This window comes from Winogradskyella epiphytica, from assembly GCF_003217215.1.
GTDB lineage: Bacteria > Bacteroidota > Bacteroidia > Flavobacteriales > Flavobacteriaceae > Winogradskyella > Winogradskyella epiphytica.
In genome coordinates this window covers 1-22,153 of sequence record NZ_QJTD01000009.1, presented here as the reverse complement: position 1 = coordinate 22,153, position 22,153 = coordinate 1, and the positions used below count along the sequence as shown (strand labels likewise).

Annotated in this window: 25 protein-coding genes and 1 pseudogene; 11 read left to right on the top strand and 15 right to left on the bottom strand. The window is 34.4% G+C overall.

All coding sequences use genetic code 11. The features are described from left to right. Positions 1-19: 19 nt before the first annotated feature. Together DFQ11_RS13755 and truA are read right to left on the bottom strand one after the other, a co-directional pair. Positions 20-1,786, bottom strand: a complete 1,767-nt coding sequence (locus DFQ11_RS13755) for an ABC transporter ATP-binding protein (protein WP_110476462.1) — start codon at positions 1,784-1,786, stop codon at positions 20-22. Positions 1,787-1,814: 28 nt separating this feature from the next. Next, on the bottom strand, positions 1,815-2,564 hold the full coding sequence (gene truA / locus DFQ11_RS13750) for a tRNA pseudouridine(38-40) synthase TruA (protein WP_110476461.1): 750 nt from the start codon (positions 2,562-2,564) through the stop codon (positions 1,815-1,817). Positions 2,565-2,803: 239 nt separating this feature from the next. On the opposite strand from truA, the gene DFQ11_RS13745 reads away from it, so the two are divergent. Beyond that, positions 2,804-3,295 (top strand): metallophosphoesterase family protein, encoded by a 492-nt coding sequence (locus DFQ11_RS13745; protein ID WP_110476460.1) that lies wholly within the window; start codon positions 2,804-2,806, stop codon positions 3,293-3,295. 81 nt (positions 3,296-3,376) lie between these two features. Here the strand turns inward: DFQ11_RS13745 and DFQ11_RS13740 are convergent, their stop codons facing one another. From DFQ11_RS13740 to DFQ11_RS13715, 6 genes are all read right to left on the bottom strand, one after another. Further along, complete coding sequence (locus DFQ11_RS13740; protein ID WP_110476459.1) at positions 3,377-3,979, bottom strand: TlpA family protein disulfide reductase; 603 nt, start codon at positions 3,977-3,979, stop codon at positions 3,377-3,379. A gap of 9 nt (positions 3,980-3,988) precedes the next feature. Next, positions 3,989-5,647 (bottom strand): bifunctional metallophosphatase/5'-nucleotidase, encoded by a 1,659-nt coding sequence (locus DFQ11_RS13735; RefSeq protein ID WP_110476458.1) that lies wholly within the window; start codon positions 5,645-5,647, stop codon positions 3,989-3,991. A gap of 2 nt (positions 5,648-5,649) precedes the next feature. Then, a complete protein-coding gene (locus DFQ11_RS13730; RefSeq protein WP_233487603.1) occupies positions 5,650-6,081 on the bottom strand; it encodes a sulfur reduction protein DsrE in 432 nt (143 codons plus the stop codon). A 19-nt stretch (positions 6,082-6,100) separates the two neighbouring features. Continuing rightward, complete coding sequence (locus DFQ11_RS13725; protein ID WP_110476457.1) at positions 6,101-6,499, bottom strand: DoxX family protein; 399 nt, start codon at positions 6,497-6,499, stop codon at positions 6,101-6,103. A 114-nt stretch (positions 6,500-6,613) separates the two neighbouring features. After that, a complete protein-coding gene (locus DFQ11_RS13720; protein ID WP_110476456.1) occupies positions 6,614-6,976 on the bottom strand; it encodes a hypothetical protein in 363 nt (120 codons plus the stop codon). Between the two features lie 161 nt (positions 6,977-7,137). After that, positions 7,138-7,548 (bottom strand): DUF4293 domain-containing protein, encoded by a 411-nt coding sequence (locus DFQ11_RS13715; protein WP_110476455.1) that lies wholly within the window; start codon positions 7,546-7,548, stop codon positions 7,138-7,140. A 230-nt stretch (positions 7,549-7,778) separates the two neighbouring features. Between DFQ11_RS13715 and rho the strand changes: the two genes are divergently transcribed. After that, positions 7,779-9,488 (top strand): transcription termination factor Rho, encoded by a 1,710-nt coding sequence (gene rho, locus DFQ11_RS13710; RefSeq protein ID WP_110476454.1) that lies wholly within the window; start codon positions 7,779-7,781, stop codon positions 9,486-9,488. Positions 9,489-9,554: 66 nt separating this feature from the next. On the opposite strand, the gene DFQ11_RS13705 is transcribed toward rho, so the two are convergent. The 6 genes from DFQ11_RS13705 to DFQ11_RS13680 all read right to left on the bottom strand — a co-directional run bounded on the left by DFQ11_RS13705 (position 9,555) and on the right by DFQ11_RS13680 (position 14,768). Beyond that, a complete protein-coding gene (locus DFQ11_RS13705; RefSeq protein WP_110476453.1) occupies positions 9,555-10,013 on the bottom strand; it encodes an RNA methyltransferase in 459 nt (152 codons plus the stop codon). A 140-nt stretch (positions 10,014-10,153) separates the two neighbouring features. Beyond that, positions 10,154-11,170, bottom strand: a complete 1,017-nt coding sequence (locus DFQ11_RS13700; RefSeq protein ID WP_110476452.1) for a helix-turn-helix domain-containing protein — start codon at positions 11,168-11,170, stop codon at positions 10,154-10,156. Between the two features lie 447 nt (positions 11,171-11,617). Next, positions 11,618-11,764, bottom strand: coding sequence for a lmo0937 family membrane protein (locus DFQ11_RS13695; protein WP_110476451.1), 147 nt, complete (start codon positions 11,762-11,764; stop codon positions 11,618-11,620). 199 nt (positions 11,765-11,963) lie between these two features. Next, a complete protein-coding gene (locus tag DFQ11_RS13690; protein ID WP_110476450.1) occupies positions 11,964-13,742 on the bottom strand; it encodes a CHASE3 domain-containing protein in 1,779 nt (592 codons plus the stop codon). Positions 13,743-13,745: 3 nt separating this feature from the next. After that, entirely contained in the window at positions 13,746-14,192 is a 447-nt protein-coding gene (locus tag DFQ11_RS13685; protein WP_110476449.1) for a response regulator, read from the bottom strand. A gap of 21 nt (positions 14,193-14,213) precedes the next feature. Beyond that, the gene (locus tag DFQ11_RS13680; RefSeq protein WP_110476448.1) at positions 14,214-14,768 is read right to left on the bottom strand and encodes a helix-turn-helix domain-containing protein; all 555 of its coding nucleotides are present in this window, start codon (positions 14,766-14,768) and stop codon (positions 14,214-14,216) included. A gap of 190 nt (positions 14,769-14,958) precedes the next feature. Between DFQ11_RS13680 and DFQ11_RS13675 the strand changes: the two genes are divergently transcribed. Next, a complete protein-coding gene (locus DFQ11_RS13675) occupies positions 14,959-16,416 on the top strand; it encodes an FAD-dependent oxidoreductase (protein WP_110476447.1) in 1,458 nt (485 codons plus the stop codon). A 14-nt stretch (positions 16,417-16,430) separates the two neighbouring features. Next, the gene (locus DFQ11_RS13670; protein ID WP_110476446.1) at positions 16,431-17,006 is read left to right on the top strand and encodes a GNAT family N-acetyltransferase; all 576 of its coding nucleotides are present in this window, start codon (positions 16,431-16,433) and stop codon (positions 17,004-17,006) included. Positions 17,007-17,098: 92 nt separating this feature from the next. Here the strand turns inward: DFQ11_RS13670 and DFQ11_RS13665 are convergent, their stop codons facing one another. Beyond that, entirely contained in the window at positions 17,099-17,539 is a 441-nt protein-coding gene (locus DFQ11_RS13665) for a T9SS type A sorting domain-containing protein (protein WP_110476445.1), read from the bottom strand. Between the two features lie 183 nt (positions 17,540-17,722). On the opposite strand from DFQ11_RS13665, the pseudogene DFQ11_RS15475 reads away from it, so the two are divergent. The 7 genes and pseudogenes from DFQ11_RS15475 (at position 17,723) to DFQ11_RS13630 (ending at position 22,127) form a co-directional block, all read left to right on the top strand. Then, positions 17,723-18,651 (top strand): annotated as a pseudogene (locus DFQ11_RS15475) (DUF5996 family protein). Positions 18,652-18,684: 33 nt separating this feature from the next. Beyond that, positions 18,685-18,969 (top strand): GNAT family N-acetyltransferase, encoded by a 285-nt coding sequence (locus DFQ11_RS13655; protein WP_110476444.1) that lies wholly within the window; start codon positions 18,685-18,687, stop codon positions 18,967-18,969. A gap of 29 nt (positions 18,970-18,998) precedes the next feature. Continuing rightward, positions 18,999-19,892 carry a pirin family protein gene (locus DFQ11_RS13650; protein WP_110476443.1) on the top strand — a complete coding sequence of 298 codons (894 nt, stop codon included), beginning with the start codon at positions 18,999-19,001 and terminating at the stop codon, positions 19,890-19,892. Beyond that, positions 19,889-20,464 carry a TMEM175 family protein gene (locus DFQ11_RS13645; RefSeq protein WP_110476442.1) on the top strand — a complete coding sequence of 192 codons (576 nt, stop codon included), beginning with the start codon at positions 19,889-19,891 and terminating at the stop codon, positions 20,462-20,464. The genes DFQ11_RS13650 and DFQ11_RS13645 overlap by 4 nt, the downstream gene beginning before the upstream one ends. A 3-nt stretch (positions 20,465-20,467) precedes the next feature. Continuing rightward, the gene (locus DFQ11_RS13640; protein ID WP_110476441.1) at positions 20,468-20,680 is read left to right on the top strand and encodes a (4Fe-4S)-binding protein; all 213 of its coding nucleotides are present in this window, start codon (positions 20,468-20,470) and stop codon (positions 20,678-20,680) included. 49 nt (positions 20,681-20,729) lie between these two features. Next, on the top strand, positions 20,730-21,131 hold the full coding sequence (locus tag DFQ11_RS13635; protein WP_110476440.1) for a RidA family protein: 402 nt from the start codon (positions 20,730-20,732) through the stop codon (positions 21,129-21,131). Positions 21,132-21,200: 69 nt separating this feature from the next. Further along, complete coding sequence (locus tag DFQ11_RS13630) at positions 21,201-22,127, top strand: pyridoxal-phosphate-dependent aminotransferase family protein (RefSeq protein ID WP_110476439.1); 927 nt, start codon at positions 21,201-21,203, stop codon at positions 22,125-22,127. Positions 22,128-22,153: the final 26 nt, after the last annotated feature.

Sequence of the window (22,153 nt, the reverse complement as noted above, 5' to 3'; positions counted from 1 at the left end):
AAGTACAATAAGTTTTTCCCTAAACCACTTCAGCCTTCAAGAACTGAACCTCATAAAGATTTTTATAGTATCCACTTTCTTGTTCTAAGAGTGATTTGTGTGTACCAATCTCAACAATTTCACCAGCATCCATTACAATAATTTTATCAGCTTGTTGAATAGTGGCTAATCTATGCGCAATAACAATAGAGGTTCTTCCCTTTGTAATTTTATCAGTGGCATCTTGTATCAGTTGTTCTGAATAAGAATCTACAGAAGAAGTCGCTTCATCTAATATCAAAATGCTAGGGTTAGTGACGTAGGCCCTTAAAAATGAAATCAACTGTCTTTGACCAGAAGATAACATGACGCCTCTTTCCTTCACATTATAATGATAACCATTAGGTAGACTCATGATAAATTCATGAATACCAATTTCTTTTGCTGCATTAATAACGTCTTCTTCGGTTACATCATCGTTATTCAATGTGATATTATTCAAAATCGTATCTGCAAATAAAAACACATCTTGAAGCACCACAGCAATCTGACTTCTAAGCGAACTTAGTGTTAAGTCTTTAATGTCGATATCATCTACTTTTATAACTCCTGAATTAATTTCGTAAAAACGATTCAGCAAATTAATAATAGTCGATTTACCGGCACCAGTAGCTCCAACAATTGCCACAGTTTCACCCGGTTGCACATCAAAAGAAATGCCTTTTAAAACTTCTTCATCTTTTATATAAGAGAATCGTACATCTTTAAATGAAATGGCGCCATTAAAATGATTCGCTTCTATGGTTCCAACATCGTCAATATTAGAAGTGGTATCTAAGACTTTAAACACACGATCGGCAGCGACCATACCCATTTGCAGGGTATTAAACTTATTTGCAATTTGGTTTAAAGGTCTAAACAACATTGGAATAAACATGGTAAAGGCAATTAAATCACCTAAGGTAGCGGTCTCACCAACCACAGCATTTAAACCACCAATCCAAATCACAGCTCCCATAGTCACCGATGAAATAAAATCGGCAATTGGAAAGAAAATAGAGTTATACCAAACTGTTTTCAACCATCCTTTTTTATGACGCTCGTTAATCGCCATAAACTTTTTATATTCTGTATCTTCTCGTGTAAATAGCTGCAATATTTTCATTCCGGTTACACGTTCTTGTACGAATGAATTCAAATTAGAAACCTCTGTACGAACATCCTCAAAGGCACGTTTCATATATTTTTGAAACACTCTCGTCGCAAACAAAATAATAGGAAGTGTAAAGATAACGATAAGGCTTAACTTCCAATTCATATAGAACATAAAGCCTGCTACAACCATCATTTTTAGAATATCACTAAAAATCATGAACAGCCCTTGCCCGAAGATATCCGCAATACGTTCCATATCTGTGACAGCTCTCGTAATCAAAACGCCTACGGACGATTTATCAAAATAGGTCATTTTAAACCTAAGCATATGTCGAAATAACTTAACACGAATATCTCTTACGACGGATTGTCCCAACCAACTCGCGTAATAAATAAAGAGCAATTGTGACACCACTTCAAGAAGTAATAAGACCAGCATTATAACCATGTATAATACAAAGCCATTATATTCTTTGTTAGCAATTTTTATATCAATCGCTTCCTTTAAAATATATGGTCGGAATGCACCAAACAAAGCTAAACCTATAACACAAACTAATGAAATCACAAATACCGCACGATAGGGTTTTATGTATTTCAAGAGTCGCGTAAAAAGCGATATATCAAATATTTTCTTTCGGTTTTCTGCCATTTTATGCCGAATTTGATTCGGTATTTCTTTAGTCTTCTAATTTAATCGTTTCTGGATATACAATTTTCACCAAATATAAGCCATGTGCCGGAACTGAAAATCCTGCTTCACTCCTATTCTTTGAGGCAATAATTTGATGTAAATCTTCTGCCTTCATTTTTCCTAAACCAATATTAACCATAGTTCCCACTATCGCTCTTACCATATTTCGTAAAAAACGATCTGCCGTAATCGTAAACATTAAATGATTATCTTCTTGTGTCCAAAATGCTTCCTTTATATCACAATTATACGTTTTTACGTCTGTATTCGTCTTAGAAAAACATTGAAAATCTTTATACTCATATAGAATTTTACAAGCCTCATTCATCGCTTTAAGATCTAAAGGCAAATGGACTTGATAGCTATAATCATAATTAAAAACATCTTTGGCTGTCGATATTTTATAATGATAGGTTCTACTCAAGGCATCAAATCTTGCGTGCGCTTCAGGCTTCACTTTAAAAATCGATTTTACAGCAATATCTTTAGGTAAAAATGAATTCAACTTGTAAGTCAATTTCTTTTCATCAATTTCCTCGTCATAATCAAAATGCGCAAATAGTTGTGATGCATGAACTCCAGCATCTGTTCTACCAGCACCCATAATTGCAATTTCTGATTTAAGTAGAGTGGATAAGGCCTTTTCTACCACTTCCTGCACAGAAATAGCGGTTGGCTGAATTTGCCACCCATGATATGCTTTACCATTATATGAAAGTTCAATAAAAAATCGCAATAGAAATCTTACTTTTGTTGAAATGCAAAGGTACTTTATTCCTGCGAAGGCAGGAATCTCATTAACGGAATATTTAGAGTTTAATATAAGTTTATAGTTTTTTCAAAAGCAAAAAATTTGAGTTAATACTAGTTCTACTTCAGTAGACAACACTCCTATAATTCCCATGTAAAAGAAAAAGACCTACGTACAATAACAAGTTCCCCGATTTCGAGGGAACGAAAAAATGAAAATATTTCTTGAAAAAAATACTCCTTTTATCAGACACGCATAGTTATATAGACGAGGCCATTCTTAATCACGTAAAACAAGCTGATGAAGTTTGGCATGCTGGCGATATTGGTGACTTAACCGTAACTGATCAGATAAAAAAGCTGAAACCGTTAAAAGCAGTTTATGGCAATATTGATGGTGCCGAAGCACGTTCTGAGTTTTCACTTAATAACAGGTTTATGTGTGAAGAAATGGATATATGGATCACTCATATTGGTGGTTATCCGCCACGATATAATAATATAGTGAGAGAGGCGCTAAGTGAAAATCCGCCTGATATTTTTATTACAGGCCATTCACATATTTTAAAAGTTATGCCTGATAAAAAATTAGACTTATTACATATGAATCCTGGCGCTGCTGGTAAACACGGATTCCATAAAGTTAGAACCATGTTGCGCTTTAAAATTGATGGTAAAACCATTAAAGATTTAGAAGTGATAGAGTTTTCAAAATAGATATATTCTTCACTCCGATTTATCTGTAAAAAAAGGGCAGACAAGCCCCTTATTCCTTGCCTGCCACTTTTTGAAAACGTTTTACATTAAACGTTTAAGAAATGCTTTAAAATTATCATCGTTATAATCGGCCATTCCTTTATGTGTTAAAGCTAAATTACCTTTAGCATCTATGATATAGGTTGTTGGAAGTGATGATGCCTGATACATCTCTGGCAATTGACCTGCCGGAGCATAAATAGGAAGGTTATACCCTTTACGCTTATCGAAAGCTTTAGCTTTTTCAAAATCTTGGTCGACTGATAATATCACGAAGGCCACATCATCTCCCATTTCTTTATAAAGTTTATCTATGCTGGGCATTTCGGCAATACAAGGCGGACACCATGTTGCCCAAAAATTAATGAAGATAACTTTACCTTTCATTTCTTCTAAGGTTGTGAAATTACCATAAGCATCGATCAGTTGTAAACTAAAGTCAGCCGGTATTGATTTAGAAGAACTTGAAGATTCTTCTGAGATTTGTTCCACATCGGGGTTCATTAATCCAGTGGCTAGAAGTCCGCGCTGCACAAAGCCAATGACTTCTGTGTGCAAACCTGTTACGTAAAGTATAATTACAACTAAAGCCGTGACTCCGTATTGAACCCAAGTGGCCTTTTTATCATTTTTCTTCCTACTCATTAGTTACTATTATTGAAATTTATAATCTGTTTTTGGAACCGTTGAAAACGAATAAGTTCCTAAATAATCACAATAGGCACGACCTTCTAAAACAGGTGAAACTGGTGAATTTTTTTGAAGGTACTCTTCTACCGCATCATGAATCGTATAATCTTTGACTTCAACATCTTTTACATCAGACATTCTACATAAATTATCAATGGGATCACCTGGACGCACGCATGCTGATATGGTATAATATTTTTCATCTTGCATAGGTTCTCCATTAACTGTTATGGATGTAATTCGATTTCCTCTTTCATTCTGACTTTTAAATTCAACAGTCATTCCCGAGTAACGCACTAACCAGCCTCCAAACCGTTCCATTGGATTTTGAGAAAAAGCATTATGCATTTCCTTTTCTAACCAATCTTTAATTTGTTTTCCGGTTGCTTTTCCTGTTTTTACAGGTTCGTTTACGGGAAGTAGGTTCCATAAATTAGCTCTTGTGATAGGAGCCGGTTTTCCATCTTCAGGAACTATAGGGTTTCCAAAACGGAACCCGTTGGAAATCGCTATATCTGCACCAGTTTTCCAACGTGCTGCATCTGTAATCATGTTATCCATTGGGTTTTCCACTGTTAAGTAGCGATAAATCGGAGTCGTAGTATAACCCACTATCGTTTCTAAATGATCTTTATAAGGTGCTTTGGCCTTATCGACTAGATCTTGAATTTTTGGATCTGCTGGAAACACCTCTGGATCAACATCTATAAGTTCGTAATCGTCGCCAACCAATTTACCATCTACAAAATGCAAGGTCAATTTTCCAACGAAAGAACCAAAAGCTCCTGGCTCCGTAACTTTAGCGTATTTGCCTGGAATTAGTTCACGTACACGCTCGTGTGTATCATTTCCTAAAATATAATCGGCATGTTCCGCTATTGGGTTGTTAGCTAATTCTACTTGTTTAAAAATCCCTATATGAGTCACTAAAAAAAGAACATCGATATTTTCGTTTACTTTGAAGTCATCCACTGTTTTCTTTAAGTCCGCATTAAGTCCACTAAAACTCATCCCTTTACTGAAAATAGGATTTTGTCTTACAGGAACATCAGGATCATTAATACCCACGAAGCCAAAACGAATTCCTTCAATTTCTTTAACCCAAGATGCCGGAAACAATGGTTTCTCATCTTCTTCATGATACATGTTTTGCACAATCACCTCAGTGTCATAACCCGTCATCACCTCCATCATGATATCTTTACCATAAACCACCTCCCAGTTTCCTGGAATAATTAGGTCGTAACCCATATTTTTTATGATGTCTGGCATAACTTTCCCTTCAGATAAAGCGGCATAACCACTTCCTTGAATCAAATCACCACCATCAACTATGATTGTCCGATTAGGATTGTTTTGACGTTCGCGATCAAATAGTGTTTTGATATTAGCCAATCCACCTCGATTTTTAAATACAATTTCTTCATTTTCCCAAAACAATTCAGGATGCGTATCTAATTGCCCATGAATATCAGCGGTTTGTAATATGGTTACACTTAAGGTGTCATTTTTACTTGTGTTACTCACCTCTGAGCTAGCCAAATTGTTTTTACAAGAATTAAAAAATAACACTATTCCAATGAGGCCGACAGTTCTTAAAGTTGCTTTTATATAGATTTTCATAGTTATAATGTAATGCTTATATATCCTTTTTTCTGAAGTTGTAAATTATGTAGAATTCCATTTTCCACGATTTTCATGTCTTTGGGTACAGCTGCTCTATCCACCTTAAACTTATTCAAGGAAAATCCGCAAGCGATAATCTGAACACCAAGTTCATCGGCTCGATTTAGGAACTTAGTTACCTTTTCTGGAGCTGTAATATCTCCAATTTCTTTACCGCAGACAATGACTTGAAAGTCACCAAAGGCAGCGCCATCTTCAGCCTTAAGAGCTTCAGCAGCCAATAGAATCGGTTGTAATTGTGGGATTTTTTTAGTGAGTACTACATAATTAATTTTATCATTATTCTTCTCTTGTGCTTGAATCGTATTTACATTAAACAGTGTAAGCATTAGAAAAAATGCACCATAAAGAATTGATTTCGTCTGAGACATATTTATTATCATAATGTGTTTATTTTTTAAGATTATCAGTGTCGTTCCATATAAAAAAAAGAAGTCCACCTAAAATTGCAAGATTTTTAAATAAGGGTCCAAGCGTATTAATTTGTCCGACTTGAACGGTTAATGTGATTGGAATTAAAACGGCCAATAAAATAAGTGCTGTCCATTTCGTTTTAAATCCTAAAAGAAATAATAAGCCAGCCGATAGCATTACGACACCCGAAAGAATAACAAGCAATTGAGGTTCGCCAAAAAAATAAGCGATGCCTTTAAAACTAGCTTGTTCAATTCTGTTTACAGTTTTCTCTGTGTTTAGCAAATGGTTTAATCCTGCTATAAGGAATATACCACTAACTAGTATGCGTAATAGCTGAACGGATCGACGACTAACTGAAATTGTTTTAGTCATTATTAACGTTATAAAATGATGAATTGAGTCGATGTCATGCACACTACTGAAATCCCCTTGATAAATGGAAAATCTTATTTTACTTCTTGTGCATCGAATTAAGTTTTGTGACTTTTAAACTAAGCGCGGAGGAGGAGATACTTTATCTAAGTACAAAAAACTTAGACTCGAAATAAAATGTTCGTTAAAAACTGCCATAGGTTTTAGTACTGAAGTTTCCCATGAGAAATGAGTAAAATGAAATTGTGAGGTACAATATCCAGCCATATCTATCACTTCAACCCCTAAATTATTTGCATGGGACAATTCTGCCGAACGAGAAATTTTTGTGGTGAGGTTAGCTTTTTTACAATGTTTATTCACTAAAAAAACGCCCTTCTCACTAAATACTGTACTTAGAGCATGAGCATCTATGGCAATAAATTTCACCATAAAAATAGAGACTAAAAGAAGTGCTATGTAACCTTTACTTTTCATTCATTACAATAGTATTGAAAATTGTTGAAGAGCTCTGTAACCTATGTTACTTATTTCAAATAATTAAGAAAAGTTTAGGAATTAATCTTAAAAATTAGACATAAAAAAACCCAGACGGCAGCGTCTGGGTTTTTCACACTAATACTACTAAGATTTTAGGTTCATCGTAATCGATCAACAGATTTTACAAGATCTTCATCCTTTTTAATAGCCTTGTTAGCCAAGGCTAAACACACAATAGAAAAAATAGGAAGAAGCATCCCAATACCTTTCTCAGAAACGTTAGTTTCTCCAGATAAATTTAGAGATTGATACACAAAGATTCCTAGTAAAATAAAGTTTAATATTATATTAAGTCGTCCCAATATAAATTGAGATTTCCTATTCTTAAATCTAAAAATCGAAATCAAAGATAACAAAGCAGAACCAAAAAACAGGCCTGCATATACATAATTATTTAGAGCATATATTTCGTCACCTTCATTATTCGTCCATAAGTGAAACACAAATATTAAGCCTGCTGAAATAACCGCAGCCAAAAATAAATATAGAGTTTGTATACGTTGAATCATATCCTTTACTTAAAAAGTTCTGCAAAATTAGGAGTTTATTTTCGAAAAAGATAGAAATTGTTTTAAAATAAAATCGTATTATTGCATAAGAAAGAGTAACACACTGAATTACATCTTTCTAATCTTCCAAATTAATCTCACTTTTTTTCTTTATTGTTTCATTTCGAAATTTCATTTAGAAAATATTGAATTAATAATATCAAAATTATAATACATATACAACATACAGAATGTTTGAAATTTCTCAGTTAAAGGCTAAAAAACTTCCTGAATTACAGGAGATAGCTAAAAAACTAAACGTACCTAAGTACCGTACACAAAAAAAATTAGACTTGGTTTATCAGATTTTAGATTATCAAGCAGCTAATCCAGAGGTGGTTAAAGCTAAAGTAGATACTGAAGCTAAATCAGAACCTACACCACCAAATAAGCCAGCTCAAAAACGTGCTCGAGTTCCACAAAAGCCAAGAGAGAGTACCAATCAAAAATCTTTAGAGCTTAAGGACGATACGCAAGACGTTAAAGCTAAGCCTCAAGAACAAAATAAACCAAATCCTCGCAAACCTCAAGAGCGCACAGCTCCAGAGAACAAACCACAAGACCTTAAGTCTAAAGAGGAAAAGTCTACAAAAGACAATAAGCCTAATCCAAAATCTCCAGAACATAAGAAGCCTAATCCGCGCAAAGACGATAAAAAACGTTCTCAAGGCAACGATTCAAGACAACCGCGTTCTAAAGATAAAGATGGCAACACACATGGTGGTAGCTCAAAAAATAATGGTAATAAGGATAGCAGAAATCGCTACCGTGAGCCAGATTTTGAATTTGATGCTATTATTGAAAGTGAAGGTGTCTTAGATATCATGCAAGATGGTTATGGATTTTTAAGATCTTCGGATTATAACTACCTGTCTTCTCCTGATGATATTTATGTATCTCAATCTCAAATTAGATTATTTGGATTAAAAACAGGTGATACGGTCCTTGGACATGTAAGACCTCCAAAAGAAGGTGAAAAATATTTCCCTTTAATTAAAGTGAGTAAAATCAATGGTCAGAATCCAAATGTTGTAAGAGACAGAGTAGCTTTTGAACATTTAACACCGTTATTCCCACAAGAGAAATTCAATATTGCTGAAAAGCAAGCTACGATTTCTACGCGAATTATGGATTTGTTCTCTCCAATTGGAAAAGGACAACGTGGTATGATTGTATCACAACCTAAAACGGGTAAAACTATGCTTCTTAAGGATGTGGCAAATGCTATTGCAGCGAACCATCCTGAAGTTTATCAAATGATTTTATTAATTGATGAACGTCCAGAAGAAGTTACAGATATGCAACGTAATGTACGTGGAGAAGTTATTGCTTCAACGTTTGATAAAGAAGCCCATGAACATGTGAAAATTGCTAATATTGTTTTAGAAAAAGCAAAACGTTTAGTAGAATGTGGTCATGATGTTGTGATTCTTTTAGATTCGATTACACGTTTAGCTAGAGCCTATAACACCGTTCAACCTGCATCTGGTAAGATTCTTTCTGGTGGTGTAGATGCCAATGCTTTACACAAACCAAAACGTTTCTTTGGTGCTGCACGTAATATTGAAAATGGTGGATCTTTAACCATTATTGCTACAGCCTTAACGGAAACTGGTTCTAAAATGGATGAAGTGATCTTTGAGGAATTCAAAGGAACTGGTAATATGGAATTACAGTTAGATCGTAAGATTTCTAACCGTAGAATTTTCCCTGCTATCGATTTAACCTCATCGAGTACACGACGTGATGATATCTTATTAGATGAAAACACTATCCAAAGAATGTGGGTAATGCGAAAGTATCTTGCAGATATGAATCCTGTTGAAGCCATGGAATTTATCAACGAACGTTTCAAACAAACAAGAAACAATGAAGAGTTCCTTATATCAATGAATGGGTAATTCTTTTTGAATTTATAAAAAAAACCTTGAACTAATTGTTCAAGGTTTTTTTGTTTTTATATGTTTCTAAACTCTAGGTTTAGCGATACCTCTATCGTACATGACTATACTTCCCGCAACCGAAACATTAAGGCTCAATTCCGATTTAAACTTCACTAAAAAATGGCTTTTCTCTATGGCTTTTCGAGACAAACCATGATCTTCGGCTCCTAGTAAATATACACAACGTCTTGGGTGATGAAAGGTTTCTAGTGGCACAGCATCTTCAGTGAGTTCTACGCCCACCAATCGCGCTCCTTTTGGTAAGTTTTTGAAGAAATCTTCAAAGGTTTCATAATGAAAATAAGGCATAGACTTCACAGCGTTATGGGTATCGCAAGCTTGTTTGGCATAACGATTTCCGATAGTGAAAATAAATCTTGCTCCCATGTTTTGAGCTGAACGCCATAAAACACCCAAGTTTTCAGGTGTTTTACCATTTTGAATACCTATTCCGAAAAATTCGTTTTTTAAATTATCATTCATAAATCAAACTTATGAATTTCAAATTATATTTAGAATTTTTCAATAAAAAAAGGGTTGTGTGAATATCGAATTGAATTCAAAATATGTTTCCATATTAGGTTTCAATCTACATACTTACACAACCGCTTTCTACATATATATTATGCTGTAGCAGCTAACCTATTGTTTTGCTTATATTCAATAGGCGAGCAATTATATTGTTCTTTAAATATACGAGAGAAATAACTTCTACTCGAGAAACCTAATGAATATACGATCTCTGAAATATTAAGATCTGTAGTTTTAATCAACTCTTCAGATTTTCTAACTCGTACAAATCTTATATACGAGTTCAAAGTTTTTCCATGCATCAGCTTAAATCCTTCTTGAACTTTAGATGGACTCAGTGAAATTTTAGAACACAATTCTGTGACACTAAAATTGGTTTCCGGGTAATTATTAATATAATCTGAAAGTTCTTTAACTTGTTTCAATTCAAAAGATGTAAGCGATCCTTTGGGATTTTGAGCATCTATGACATCTAATTTATGTTGCTCAATTTCCATAGCTAAAATTAGATTAACTAATCCCTGTGTTAGCAACGTTCTCACAACGCCTTCTTGCTTAATGGCTTTTAGTTGATTAATGCTCTCTGCGATTTTAAGATTATATGATCCCACATAGGAATAATTATCTGTTCTATCCATCACAAAAAGATCTGAAACCATATTATTAATACCAAACTCTTTAGAGCTTTCTTTTGAGGTATTCACTGAAATAATTGCTGAGTGTACATATACATCTTTATAGAAACTTATATAATTCTCTTCAGATGTGATATTTGAAGCAATCCCAGTTTGGAATGTTTCAACTTTTTTAGCACCGCCATGTTCTGAAAATGAATGAGAAAGTTCACCTTTAGCACAATACAAAAAGTTAACTACAGAACGCTTCACGCTTTCTACTTTAAAAGTCACATCATGTTTAAATTTAACATCAAACTCAATATAAACCGTATTTCTTTCTAACTCCATTCCTCTTATGAAGCCTTTCCCAAAATCATTATCAATGGATAATTCCACCTCCTGACGGTTACTCGTAAATGTTCCACCAACCTCGTTCGTTAATGTATTGAACATTGATGTTATATTTTCGGCTTTAATTTCAATCGTTTTCATAATGCTTGTTATTAGGTTAGACAGTTAAATTGGCGTAGGTGGTTCAGACTTTAGGGCATTGTTCTACTATTTAATATTGAAGCGATTTTTTGTTGGCTTTAGCACTAGTTGCGCTTAAAACGTTAATTTTTTGTTCTTGCGGTTTAGGAAAAACTTTTCCTACCCTTGCAAATTGTTTTTGTAGTTGTTCTGATGTCCATTTCATAGCTTTAAAAAGTTTAGTGTTTTTAGATACTCCAAAGTAACGAAGATTGAAAGCCTCTTCTGTTATACAATTTTTTGGTTCTGTTATATCATTGCTATTTAGTGTTAAACAAAACACAATATATAAGTAGCGTGTTGATCGTTTTTAGGTTTATCTAAAAACAATAGAGGGCAAAACTTTCAAGAAGAAAGGCTAAAGTGAAGCGTAATAAATATATTAGATATCTTGATTGGAGAGGAAACTTAAGACTTAGTTCTGCTCAAAACAACAATTATAATTATTGCTACTAATAATAAGAAGTGAATCGGTGATGTAAAAGAAAACACAAAATATCCAAGTGCCCACAAAATGATGATTATAACTAAGAAAGCGTAAAGCAAAGATCTCATAAGAGAATGTTGATTAAATTAGGGCATTAACTTCACACAAAAGTCGACTCTGCAGCTAACTCTGTTTATCAATATTGTAGAATCTTTTAAGCTTTATGTTAAGTTTTAATAGCCTTACAAATGTGGATATAACAGATGAAACAACTATTATACAATTTTTAGAATGTGTTATACAATTCCCGACAATGTATAAATTAGCCTATTTCAAGTATGGAAGATAGATTATAAACTTAGCGCCCACATTAGGAATTCCTTCTGCCAATATTACACCGTTATGGTTATCTACAATCTTTTTACATATCGCTAAACCAATACCGGTTCCAGAATATTCGGTTTTTCCATGTAATCTATTGAATAACACGAATATTTTTTTGGCATAGGTTTGTTCAAACCCTATACCATTATCTTTGATACTAATTTTATGATAATGTTTTATAAATGAGTCTTTCAATTCTTCGACCTCACTTGATATCACTTCTTCATGCTTAATATCTATTTTTGGAGGCACACCTTCTCTGGAATATTTTAAAGAGTTCCCAATAATATTTATAAAGAGTTGTTGGATTTGAAACGATATCACATCCATAGTTGGCAAATTCTGACTAGTAATAACGGCTTCCTTTTCTTCTATACTATCGATAAGCTCTTGTTTAGCACTCTCCAAAAGCATATTCATATTTGTTTCACTAAAGTCGGATTCTGTTTTATTGGTACGTGAATACTGTAATAAATCATCAATAAGTAATCGCATTCTAGCGGAAGCCGATTTTATTTTTTCGACACAAATATTTCCTGCTTCTGAAAGGTTATCCTTGTCTTTAACTTCTAATCGCGAAATAAAGGTTTGAATTTTTCTTAATGGTTCTTGTAAATCATGACTCGTCACATAATTGAAAGCCGATAATTCCTTATTATTTCGTTCTAATTCCTGGTTGCGTTGTTCAATGAGTTTAAAATTCTCATACTCCTCTGTAGCATCAACGGTTACTCCAATGAGTTGTTTCTCCTCAAAAGCATTTTCAATAAGTTTTCCGAAAGCTTTTAAATGTTTAATAGTGCCATCAGGTTGCACAATTCTGAAGGTAACCAAAGGAAGATCCTCCTCCTTAATCATTTTATTTATCTGCTGCCCCAAGCCTTCTCTATCATCTACATGAACAAAGCCAATAAACTTTTCTAAACTAGGCTCGAAGCTATTCGGTTCCACTCCAAGAAGATTGAATAAATTATCGGAATAATAAAATTCATCTTCTTCCACATACCAAATCCATGTACCACTATGACTAATTTTTTCAGCTTGTTGGGTCAATTTTTTAAATACCACAAGATCATCATTGGTATCTTTGAGCTCCATTAAATCTTTGTTCATTTTAGCATAGGCCAGAAGAAGTAATATTAAGGTTAGAATGAGAATCCCAAAAAACATTAATGGCGTTAGATCCATGGCTTTTTCATTTTTCACTTGACTTTCTGCCATAAGTCTACTTTCTAAATCCTGCATGTTTACAAGATCTTTTCGGATCTGATCCATAGACATTTTGCCTTCATGAAGTACATATAGTAGGTCTTCCGATAAAATTAATTTGTCGTCTACCAAGCCGAAAGATCGCTTAAAAATGCTAAACCTTTTTTCAATATCAGATTTAAGTTTTTTAAGATTCTTCCTTTGATCCGTATTTTCTGGAACCAAAGTATCTAATCGGCCTAAATTTTCCTTAAGTTGTGTGACCCCTGAAAAATAAGGGTCTAAGAATATAGAATCGGAGGTTAATAAAAATCCGCGATGACCAGATTCGGCCTGCTTTAAATTAGAAAGTATTTTTGCCAATTCACTACTTACAGAATAAGTAGACTTTACCGTTTTAGACGATTCTGATAGTGATTGGATATGCTTATAAGTGAATCCGCCAATACATAATATGATGAATAGCCCAATACCAAACGCCGCTTTTAAATAGTTATTTGGAGTTAAGTTCATAAACTAGAGACGTAATAAGAAATTTTCTTTATTTAAACCATTGGTATGATACTGCCAATTTGTAGTTACCACTTCGGAAAGCACTTTCTTTAGAGTTTCAAAATTATTAGGTTTTTTAATATAAATATTAGCACCTTGAACAAAGGTATTTTCTATGTCCATTTCTGAAGATGATGTCGAATAAATAGCAATCACCATATTCTTAAATCGATCATTGGTCTTGATTTCCACAAGACATTCTAATCCCGATTTTTTAGGCATATTTAAATCTAAAAACAGTAAATCCGGATGCGTATTATTAGAATTCTCCAAGAACTCCATTAATTCGATACCGTCTTCAAATGTTGACACTTTACTTTTTATCTTTAACTCTTCAAAAGCATCCGTAAAGAACAATCGGTCGTCCTCATCATCATCAGCTAAAGCTATATTTATATAATCGCTATTCATAATTATAAGCTGGTTCTGGTGTTAGTTTTCTTTATTTTCTTTCCTTTTTGAAATAATTCTCTGAAAAGCGGAAGGTGTAATTCCCGTTGTGTTTTTAAACTGTTTACTCAAATGAGCTACACTCGAATAATTCAGTTTATAAGCAATTTCAGTTAGGGAAAGTTCTTCCTTTGTTAAAAGTAATTTCGTATACTCTATCTTTTGTATAATTATAAAATTTTCAATCGAGGTATAAGTTACTTCCGAGAACAAATTAGATAAATAACTGTAACTCTGATCAAGTTGCTCTGCTAAATATACTGAAGTTTTTACATTGACATCCTTCTCGTTAAACACCATATCCACAATTACGTCCTTAATTTTTTGAACAACTATATTTTTAGGGTCTTCTAAAATTTCAATACCGTAAAAGTTAATATCGTTTTGAAAGGCTTTCATTTGCTCTTCTGAAACCGTTTCTAACAATGTAATTTCACCAAAGGCTGTTTGCCTATAGTTTACATGATGAGCTTTCAACTTTTCCTCTAAAAGCCTGTTGCAAACATTAGTGAAATCGAATTTTAATAATAGCTTCATCTCAAAATTTAACTTCTGCTAATTTAAAACTTTATTTTGGTTATAACCGATACTTTTTAGAGACTTTTAAGATTGTGTTTTACGGTATTTATAAATACAAACAGGAACGTTAGTAAGCCTTTATTAGCTTAACATTTATTAATTTCGCTTCTAATATAAGAACGTAATTTAATAGATAACTCAGCGCTAATTGAAACAAGTAGACATCGATAAAACTAGTTGGACGACCTGCCCAGATTGTCATGGACTCGGCAAAAAAAGTCAACGACTCCGAAAGAAAGCACGACTTCACTACCAATATCAATTAGAGCAGTTTAAAAATTCTAATGGAGAAGGCAAAGCTCCACTTCCACCTAAAAAACAGTTTAAAACTTGTTCCTCTTGTTCTGGCTCTGGTTTAATTCCTTCCGAACATTTTCCTTCTCCAGATAAAGCAACCTACCCACATGTTGCCATTATTGGTGCTGGTATTGGAGGTGTTGCCTTAGCTGTTACTTGCTTACATAGAGGCATCCCCTTTACTTTGTATGAGCGCGATCAAAATTTCAATTCTCGATCTCAAGGCTATGGACTCACTTTACAGCAAGCGAGTAAGGTCATTAAAGGTTTTGGACTTGTCTCATTAGGTGAAGGTGTAACCTCAACACGACATATTGTACATACTACAGAAGGCGAAGTTATTGGTGAATGGGGTATGCGAAAATGGGTGCATTCAGATACAGAATCCTCATCAAAACGAACCAATATTCATATTGCAAGACAATCTTTACGCTTAGCTTTACTTGAACAACTCGGTGGAAATGGTGCAGTGCAATGGAATCATCAATTATTAGATTTTAATGTTGAAGATGATAAACGTATAAAACTCAACTTTCAAGTTGATGGCAAAATAAAAAGTGAGAAAGCCGACCTTGTAATTGGTGCAGATGGTATTCGAAGTTCAGTAAGACAATTATTACTTGGAGAAGATGTTGCCCCATTACGCTATTTAGGTTGTATTGTCATTCTTGGAATTTGTCCATTAAAAAACCTAAATCATATTGAAAGTCCTTTATTAGATTCTGCAACCGTTTTCCAAACCGCCAATGGAAATGAACGCATTTATATGATGCCCTATTCCGAAGATGCGATTATGTGGCAACTCAGTTTTCCAATTTCAAAAAATGAGGCTAAAGCTTTAAGTAATAAAGGGACTACAGCACTAAAAAAAGAAGCCTGTAAACGCACACAATGGCACGCTCCTATTCCACAGATATTAGAAGCTACTGATGCCAAACAAATTTCGGGTTACCCAGTTTATGATCGTGAGTTGTTAACCTTAGAACAATTAGATAATGCTGGACCAATAACACTACTTGGAGATGCAGCACATCCTATGAGTCCATTTAAAGGTCAAGGTGCAAATCAAGCGCTTTTAGACGCTTTAGCTTTAGCACGTGGAATTTCTAAAGGCTGCCGACCTTCATCATCATGGAGAGACATAGGACTTAGAAAAAGTGTTTTAACTTCCTTTGAATCCGAAATGCTAAAACGCAGTGCTAAAAAAGTGAAAGATTCAGCTGCAGCTGCTGAATTTCTACACACCGAAACCATTCTATTTAAAGGTGATGAACCTCGAGGTGGCTGTCTAAAAAGATTAAACGAATAAATAAAATAATTATAATGAATATTAGAAAAGCTGAACGCAACGAAGCGAATAAAATTGCCCCACTCCTACTGCTTGCTATGGAAAACATAGTTTATGAATTTATTGGCATAAAGAACGCGGACAAAGCTACTCTGTTTTTAGAGGAATTAATTTGTGAAAATACCAATCAATATTCATACGAAAACTGCTGGGTCGTAGAACGAAATGACGAGATTGTTGCCGTGGCAAATATTTACGATGGTGCAAAACTTGAAGAGCTTAGAACGCCTGTTTTAGAGAAAATTAACAGGCAGTTTAATAGAGATATTTGCCCAGAGGACGAAACCAAAGCCGGTGAAATTTATATTGATTGTGTTAGTGTTCGATCCGACCAACAAGGTGCTGGCATTGGCTCTAAATTGTTTCAGTTTTTAATTGATCAATACGTTATAAGGGAGAACAAAACCCTAGGTTTATTAGTAGATAAAGATAATCCACACGCTAAACGACTCTATTTAAAATTAGGTTTTGAAACTATGGAAGAAATGATTCTTGCAGGTAAAGACATGGAACACCTCCAACTGAAACCCTCTCGAATAAATGGATATTAATCTTATATTTTAATCAAACTCGATACCATTGAGAAACAAAAAAAACCGTCTCAAAATGAGACGGTTTTCATAGTATAATTACTAATGATTGGTTACTTCACAATAATTCTAAAGGTCTGAATCTTTTCGTTGATGTTTACCTTTGTTAAGTAAACGCCATCCTTTAAAGTATTTAAGTTTAGAGCTGATGAGTTAGACTGAATTCGTTCAGATATCACTTGCTGACCTAAAAGATTATAAATAGCTACTTCCTGAATTAGATCTGCACTTTCAATATGAAGTATATTGTTTTTTGTATAATGTGTAAACGGACTCATTGATACATCACCAATACCTAAAGTAGTACATTGACCATAAAGAGAAACCATAGCATGTTCAAAACCACCTAAAGGCCATAACGGATTATCTCCTGCAATCCACATTTGACTCTCTCCATCATAAAAATAAGTCGCATTGTCTGTTTCAAACACATCGGTGACTTCCATAAAAGACATAGCACCTGAGCCAATATTAATAATAACACCAACCTTCATCTTCAAAATAAATAAACAGAGATTTTAATCTTATAATTTATTACTTTTAAAATGTAAAAAAGGAGAGAAACTATCGTAAAGAAGCTGAAATTTTATTAACTTTTGACCTTATTCAATGATCCTGCTTGTAATTTTAATCTGACTGAATAAGAGCTTCAAGTTAACATCTTAAAATTTAGCATTATGAAAAATCAACTTAGGCTACCTCATCTTCCTTACAAAGAGACTATTCAAACAAAAACAACCCTTCATTTGTTTTTGCAGATTATTGGGAAAATTCGTCTTAAATCGACACCTCGAAAAAATCACTGGTGGTACATCACTGAATACATCGATACTCGTGGTTTTACAACAGGTCCAATTCCTTATAATTCTGGATTAGATCAATTCGATATTACGATTAACGTGTTAAAACACCAATTAGAAGTCAACACTAGCCAAGATGAATTTGAATTCTTCCCTCTTGACAATCAACTTACAGTTGCCGACTTTTATCATAAACTAACTACATTATTGAACAAGTTGAACATATCAGTTTCCATTGTAGATGTTCCATTTGATTTAGGAATCGATAAGTCATTTAAAGACATTATAGAATACCATCATTACGACAGTAAATATGTCAAAAACTTATGGCGAACCTTACTGTGGATAAATAATGTATTTCAAGAATTTAGTGGTCGTTTCTATGGAAAACCTGTCCGGTTCAATTGTATTGGCATTCTTTTGATTTAGTTGTTACACGTTTTTCAGGTGAAGAGGCACCTCCTATGTCAAAAGACGCTCGACTTTCCGATAAAGATGCTTATTCTCATGAATGTATCAGCTTCGGATTTTGGCCAGGTGATGAAAATGTACCAGAGCCGGCATTTTATTCATATACCTACCCATCACCTGAAGGTATTGATAAGGAAACTATAAAACCGGCTTCAGCAGAGTGGATTGAAAGCAATGGTTCTCCTATGGCTCTTTTAAAGTATAAGGATTTATTAAAATCAGAACAACCACGAGAAGACTTACTTGACTTTTTAGAATCAACTTATCAAGCAGGAGCTAAAAAAGCGAATTGGGATATAGAAAAATTCAGAGTTCCCGATTTAGAGGAATTATAATTAAGAAAACACCAACATTATATACATATATACATGACAAAAATAGAGAGAGAAGATAATGGTAAAAAAGGAAGATTCATCATTTATAATGATGGTGAATTCGCCGGAGAAATGACTTTTGTGTGGTCTGGAAAAGACAAATTTATTATAGACCATACTGGTGTAGAAGATAAATTTGGAGGTAAAGGATTGGCGAAAGAACTCGTTATGGCAGGTGTAGACTATGCACGTAAAAACGACCTTAAAATCATACCTCTTTGCCCTTATGCGAAAAGTAGATTCGAAAGAGATCAAAGCATTAATGACGTTTTAGCTTAAACTAACTTAAAAATTAATAAAAATAGAATATGTCGAATACCCAATTAATTATTGAAGAACGCGCAGCAGATATTGGAAACTTTATGGTAGGACGTTTGTTACCATTCAGACAAAAACGATCCGTAGGTCCGTTTACATTTATAGACCATATGGGACCTTCCAACATGAGTAAAGATGAAAATCTTGACGTAGCACCGCATCCCCATATCGGTTTATCTACACTAACCTATTTATTCGAAGGATCCATTCAGCATAAAGACAGTTTAGGTTCAGATGTTGAAATTAAACCAGGAGCCGTCAATTGGATGACCGCAGGAAAAGGCGTTGTTCACTCGGAAAGAACCCCAGAATATTTAAGGAATTCTGAAAAATCATTACACGGACTCCAAATTTGGGTGGCATTACCAAAACATTTGGAGCAAACCGAACCAAGTTTTGTACATATTGAAGAAAAAGACATTCCGCATTGGAAAGAACAGGGCGCCGAATTTAAATTAATTGCAGGTAAAGCCTTTGACAAAACATCACCTGTTCCAGTACATAGTGAGTTGTATTTTATTGAAGTAAAATCCGCAGATAAGCAACAAATTAATATAGGCAAAGATCTTTATGGTGAAAGTGCACTATATATTTTAAAAGGTAGTATTAATGCCGACGGCCATAACTATGGTCCTAAGCAAATTTTAGTGGCTAAAGACAGTACTTTATGCTCCTTTGAAATGGAACCTGATACCACCGTTTATATTTTCGGTGGACTCCCTTTTGATGAAGAACGCTATATCCATTGGAATTTCGTGAACTCTAGTAAGGACGTCATTGAACAAGCCAAAAAAGACTGGGAGACTCAAAATTTGGAGGCATTTCCAAAAGTAGTTGGAGACGAAAATGAATATGTACCGCTTCCAAAACCGAGAAGACTATGAAAACAGGCCGACTTGAAGCCTTTAGCGATGGTGTATTAGCTATAATCATAACAATTATGGTATTAGGAATGAGTGCGCCCGAAGGCTATAGATTTGAAGATCTAAAACCCATTATCCCCATTTTCTTAACCTATGTATTAAGTTTTATTTATGTAGCGATATACTGGAACAACCATCATCATTTATTACAAGCGGTGAACAAAGTCAATGGTAAAATATTGTGGGCCAATTTAAACTTGTTGTTTTGGCTTTCATTATTTCCTTTTGCTACAGATTGGATGGGTAAGAATCATTTCGAAGATAACCCAACCGCCGTTTACGGTATCGTATTATTAATGGCTGCAGTAGCTTTTAAAATCATGGTGCATTGCGTTATTAAAAATGAAGGGAAAGAATCTAATATAGGCAGGGTGTATAGAACAGACAAGCGAATGAATTTGTCGCTTTTACTCTATTTAACTGGAGTTATCGTATCTTTCTTTTTCCCAATTGTTAGTCTAATTATCTATTTAGGTGTAGCACTAATGTGGATAGTTCCAGATCCTAGAATTGAAAAAACACTAAAAGATTAAATTATGAAAACAAAAGAATATTCAAACGGAGAGATGACCATCTTATGGAAACCTGAAAAATGCATTCATTCAGGCATTTGTGTAAAAACATTGCCTGAAGTATATCATCCAAAAGAAAGACCTTGGATAAAACCTAATAATGCGACATCAGAAGAACTAATCGACCAAGTATCAAAATGTCCTTCAGGAGCTTTAAGTATAAAAAATAATAACTAAGACTAGTTGATAAGAGCGATATAACGATCAAGAGTTTAAAAAAAACTAAATGGTTAGAAAGAACATTTCGTCCGGTTCACAATACGAAGCGTCTATTGGTTTTTCAAGAGCGGTACGTATAGGTAAGTTAATATCTGTTTCTGGTACAGCTCCAATCGCTGAAGATGGAAAAACCGCGTTTCCAGGCGACTTATACAATCAAACTAAAAGGTGCATTGATATCATGGTAAAAGCTATAATAGAAGCAGGTGGAAAAAAAGAAGATATTATTCGTACTCGCATCTATCTAAAAAATGTCGGAGAATGGGGAGAGGCAGCAAAGGCGCATGGAGAATATTTCTCTAAAATCCGCCCAGCTTGTACATTTATTGGAGTTAAGGGATTAATCGATCCTGAATGGCTGGTCGAAACAGAAGCTGATTGTGTGATTAAAGCACTTGAAATTTCATAGTAGAGGTTATTGAATTTAGAGTTTATTTAATAATTAATGTCATAAATAACGCCGATTTAAACAGACAACATGAAATCGAGAAAACTACTTATGATACCTGGCCCAATTGAGTTTGAAAGTGAAGTCATGCAATGTATGTCCATTCCTACTCCAAGTCATGTTGATCCCGATTTTATAAATACCTTTTCTAATAGCATTAAGCTTCTAAAAGAGGTTTGTCAATGTCCATCCGGACAAGCTTTTATTATCGCCGGGTCGGGAACTTTTGCTATGGACATGGCCGCAGCCAATCTTACCGAAGTTGGCGATAAAGCATTGGTGATTTCAACAGGGTACTTCGGGCTTCGTTATGCCGAAATTCTAAAACGATACGGCGCTCATGTGGATATTATTGAAGCAGACCTCGGCGATATCGTACCTATTGAACAAATCGAAAAGCAACTTTCATCTAAAGACTACAAACTATTAACCTTTACTCATGTCGATACCTCAACAGCTGTATTAAATGAAGCCAAACGAATTGGAGAATTAGGTAAAAAACACGATGTGTTAACCATTCTAGATGGCGTATGCTCTGTTGCAGCTGAAGATATTAAGCAAGAAGAATGGAACATTGACGTCGTGGTCACAGCCTCTCAAAAAGCTATAGGTGTACCACCAGGACTTGCGCTATTAGTAGCGTCTCCAAAGGCAATCCAAGCCTTTGAAAAACGACAACATCCAGTGGCTAATTATTATGCCGATTGGTCTAATTGGCTACCTATAATGCGGGCTTATGAGAATCATCAAGCATCATATTTTGGCACACCTGCTGTGAATCTCATTATTGCTTTAGAAAAGAGTTTGCAACTCACTATGAAGGAAGGTTTACAAAATCGTTTCGACCGACACCGAAGAGCTGGTAAAGCCATGCGAATGGCATTAAATTCCGAATTCAATAACTTAACGCAACAAATCAAAATTTTAGATTTGTTGTATGAATACAAAAAAGCATAAACGATTATCACTTAAGGAACGTGTTA